This window comes from Erwinia sp. (assembly GCF_031978025.1).
Taxonomy (GTDB): Bacteria; Pseudomonadota; Gammaproteobacteria; order Enterobacterales; family Enterobacteriaceae; genus Erwinia.
The window spans coordinates 1-3,547 of the sequence record NZ_DALZCD010000358.1 but is presented as its reverse complement, the minus strand read 5'-3'; the positions used below and the strand labels follow the sequence as shown (position 1 = coordinate 3,547).

General features: G+C 59.0%; 3 protein-coding genes. All 3 read right to left on the bottom strand.

Annotated elements, in window-relative coordinates:
- Positions 1-2,625, bottom strand: a 2,625-nt coding sequence (locus RTK32_RS20140; RefSeq protein WP_312047047.1) for a DUF6531 domain-containing protein, incomplete at its 3' end; no start/stop codon positions are given.
- On the bottom strand, positions 2,626-3,060 hold the full coding sequence (locus tag RTK32_RS20135; protein ID WP_312047046.1) for a DcrB-related protein: 435 nt from the start codon (positions 3,058-3,060) through the stop codon (positions 2,626-2,628). It lies immediately after the preceding gene.
- Positions 3,057-3,547 (bottom strand): bacteriophage T4 gp5 trimerisation domain-containing protein (locus RTK32_RS20130; RefSeq protein WP_409451119.1); only part of this gene is annotated, 491 nt, incomplete at its 5' end. The genes RTK32_RS20130 and RTK32_RS20135, both read right to left, overlap by 4 nt.

Here is a 3,547-nt window from a genome sequence, read left to right as displayed (position 1 = left end):
ATACTCAAACTGCCAGCGATCGCCGTTTGGATTGATTAACGCCGTCATCCGTCCAAAGCGATCGTACTGATAGCGGGTAATGTGCCCTGCCGGATCGGTCTGGCTGACAATCTGCCCGCGCACGTTAAGGGCCACGTGCCGTTCTGAAAAGCCGTCGACATTCTCGCCCACCAGCATGCCGGCGCGATCGTATTCATATTCCGTTTCACGTCCGTCAGGCCGCGTCAGGCACTGCAGCCGACCCGCCGCGCTCCAGCGATAACGCGTGGTGTTGCCTTCCGCGTCCGTGCTGCTCAGCAACCTTCCTGCGTCATCATACAGACGATGGCTCTGGTTGCCGGAGCAGTCCTCGTCGCGACGGAGCTGCCCGCGCTCGTTCCACCAGAAGCGATGCGTGTTGTCCAGCGCGTCGGTGCGCGTGATTAAATCGCCCTGCTCGTTCCAGGTAAAACGGCTGGTGCCGCCCAGCGGATCGGTTACCGCAATAACATCTCCGGCGTCGTTGTACTCGTATTGCCACACCGCACCGTCGGGCTGCACCTCTTTTAACGGAAACGCATAGGATGGATGCCAGAGGGTGGTGGTGGTCTGACCCAGCGGATCGCGCACCATCGACAGATTGGCGCGCTCATCGTAGTCATAGGCCCAGACCCGATCGCCCGGCGCAAGGGTTGCCATCAGCAGGTCGCCCTGCTCCGCCCAGCGGTATCGCCAGTGCGCGCCATAGCTGTCGATATAGTCGGTAATACGGCAAAGCTCGTCCCAGCGATGCTGCGTGGTGCCGCCGGAAAAACAGGTCACCGTGGCGCTGCGGTCTTCTTCATCAGCATCGATCAGCCAGCGCTCCAGGCAATGCTGCTGGTCGTCCAGGACCTGATATTCATATACGCGCCAGTAGCGCGGATCGCGGGCCGGCTGCCACTGGTAGGCCACGGTCAGGCCGGTGGCATAGCTGTGCGACGCCATCAGATCGCTGGCGCGATCCCAGCTGAAGCGGCGGGTTTCAACACCGTCGGCATCCTGAACCGCAATCAGCTGGCCCTGCGGGTTATAGCGGTAGTGCACCAGAGGACGTAATTCCCCGGCGACCATCTGATGCAGCGCCGCCAGCCGGCCGTGTTGCGGTTCATAGCTCAGCCGCACGTCCAGCGCTTCATTATCGCCAGCGATGGCGGTCAGCTGTCCGGCTTCGTTCCAGCTGAAGTGCTGGCAGTTTTCGTGACGATCGTAGATACGGCCAATACGCCACTCGCCTTCGCGCTGCGGATCCGGCTCATAAAGATGAAACTCGCCCTGCGCGGTCTGCATGACGATAACGCCCTGCAGCGAGCAGAACAGCGTAAAACCCTCTTCATCAAAACGCACCACGTCGCCTGGCGCAATCTCGCCCAGCCCCAGCTCCTGACCCGTTATGTCGCGCCAGGCAAACTGGAAAGTCCCATCCGGATGACGAAAGCGGAGCAGGCGCGTTTCAAACGGCAGCATCCAGCCCGTGCCCAGCAGGCCGGTCGTCAGATTGCGGCTGTGATAGATGCGCTGCCAGTAAAGCGGGATACGATCTTCCAGCACAAAATCCAGATCGTCCTGACCGGCCAGGATCTTGGCCCCGGTAGCATAGTTAACCGGGTGAAAACTCTGCATCGCCGCGGAGGAGATGGCGCCTGCGGCAACCGTTCCTCCGGCTTCAGAAACGATCGTACAGGTGATTTGGCGCAGCGCCCGCCGCACGGCGATGCGGGTAAAAAGCTGTTCCAGCAGTTTAGCGCCCTCTGCCCCAATACCGCCGCTCAGCAGGCCGCCGACAAAATAGGCCAGCATGTTTTTGCCGCTACGGATATCGCGCACCACCACGCTGTCCCCGCCGATGCGTACGCGCGGGTTATCGCTGACCTGAACAGTGGCTTCACAGGTGCTGCGATGCCCGTTGCGCACCGCAGGATGGCCATTGATCATGACCTTTTTTGACCCTTCCGCCAGGAAATTGGCGTTCTCGGCCAGGTGCCCTTTGGTACAGGCGACGGTGTCTTTGTTCGCTGGCGTAGCGTAGGGGCTGGCGCTGGCAACGGTCGGCTGCACCAGATCGTCCCAGAGATGACCGAACCAGCTGCCCACCGATGCGGCGCTGAGATGGCTGACTTTATCCAGCGCGGCGCTTACCGCATCGCCCGGATGACGGACAGTGGAAGCGATGCCGCCTGCCACCGCCATGGCAATATCTTTCAGCCCCGGCGCTTCTTCGCTGCCAGCGGAAGGCGAAGCCAGCCAGGCCCGGCTGACGGTACCTGCAGCACGGGCGGCCGGTTTGCCCATGATTTTTACATTATCAGAGCCGCTGGAAATGACCGCATCCGGCGGCCCTCGCATCCCCAGCGTATCCAGCAGGCCGTCAACGGCGTCGCTGGCTTTGTTGCCCAGTTTTTCAGGATAGCCAGACGCCATGGCACCCAGCATGGCTGCCGCGCCAACCGCAATGCCGGCTACCGGGTTGATAGCAAACAGCATGCCGGCACCGACTATAATGCCGGTGTAAATAGCGCCTTCCACCAGTCCGCTGACAAGATCGGCCAGAGCAGAACTGTGAACTAAGGGATCGTCTAAGCGGGCCGCGATCGGTTCGGACATCATTCAGCCCTCCGATCCTGCGGCAGGAATAAATCCTTCTTTGATCGCCTGCCAGACGGTCAGAGAAGCCGGATCGAAGGATCCTGCCCGACTGAAGGTCAGCGTCATCAGATGCGTGTCGGTTCTGACAACCAGCAGTTTTTGCACCACCAGCACACCCTGGTTTTCAAATCGCATGGCGACTTCCTGCGCGGGTAAATTGCCAAAAAGCGTTTCCTGCTGCTCTTCTGCGGCAAACTTTTTCATATCCCGCTTCACTTTTGCCAACTGCTGTTGCAGATAGCGCGCTTCTTCGCCTTCCTGCACATCCCATGCGCGGGTGACGACCAGCGTGGCCTGCGCTTTCGGCAGTGTGAGAATAGTAATACTTTGTTCCTGACAAATTTCCGGCAAATGCAGCTTGCCTTCCGTTAGCCAATATTCCTTTTGCTGGCTCATGCTTCGCTCCCTTTATCGTTTAATTCTTTCTCTAATTCGCTGGAGATATCTTTTGGCGTTGGCGAAGGCGATGGCGCTTTTGCGGGTTGTGTCATATTCAGATCGAGCGTGCCGCCCGTGTTGATTTGTCCCTGTTCTGAGGCGTTGATCTGAAAATTTTTACACTGGATGGAAACGGTGCCGTTGGCGTCAAGGGTCAGCATGCTGTCGCCGCTGACCAGGCTGATACTTTTGCTGGAAGCCAGCTGCATCCTTCCGTCCGATCTGACCGTATAATCCCACCCAACCAACTCATAGTGTTCGCACTGCGTGGTATTAAAGCAGGAGCCAAAAATTTTCGTGCTGTAGTCTCTCTCAACCTTTAAACTCGAGTAGCCCCCCACAGCCCGGGTTTCATCGTTTTTGATGTTGGTATCCATATTCTTCTGCGCCTGGATCCACACCTGCTCCTCGCCCGCCTTGTCCTCAAAGCGCAGCGCGTTGGCGT